The following is a 395-nucleotide window of genomic DNA, read 5'->3' as shown; positions in this document are numbered from 1 at the left end:
CCAGCATGTTTATCACCATTATTCATTAATGTAATAACAATTAAGATAGCGATACCAGCTATAACCATCATGTAATGTTTAGTTGTAAATGACGTTTTATAGTTAGAAATTTTCAATAAATATGGAACGATACCAATGATTAATCCACCAAAGAAAAACATAGTTGGAATATGGTGTTGGCTTAATAAATAATTAAAAAGATTACTTAGTGATCCCATTGCCAGTAACATTCCAATTATAATGGGGATTAAAAATGTAAAACTTGGCCAAAAACGTCGTGAGAATATGCCGCTAATTGAAGCGATAAATTGATTGTAAATACCTAACAATAATGCGATAGTCCCACCGCTAACACCAGGTACCAAGTCACTCGTTCCCATAGCAAAACCTTTTAG

The 395-nt window shown here is 32.7% G+C and carries 1 protein-coding gene; it reads right to left on the bottom strand.

Features of this window, described 5'->3' with window-relative positions; translation table 11 throughout:
• The coding region (locus tag M3593_RS23810) for an undecaprenyl phosphate translocase family protein (protein ID WP_251665153.1) at positions 1-395 on the bottom strand (395 nt) is incomplete at both ends.

The organism is Mesobacillus sp. MER 48, assembly GCF_023714225.1.
GTDB classification, from domain to species: domain Bacteria; phylum Bacillota; class Bacilli; order Bacillales; family Cytobacillaceae; genus Mesobacillus; species Mesobacillus oceanisediminis_A.
Note: the sequence above shows the minus strand (reverse complement) of the source record. Positions and strands in the feature narration are given on the sequence as shown.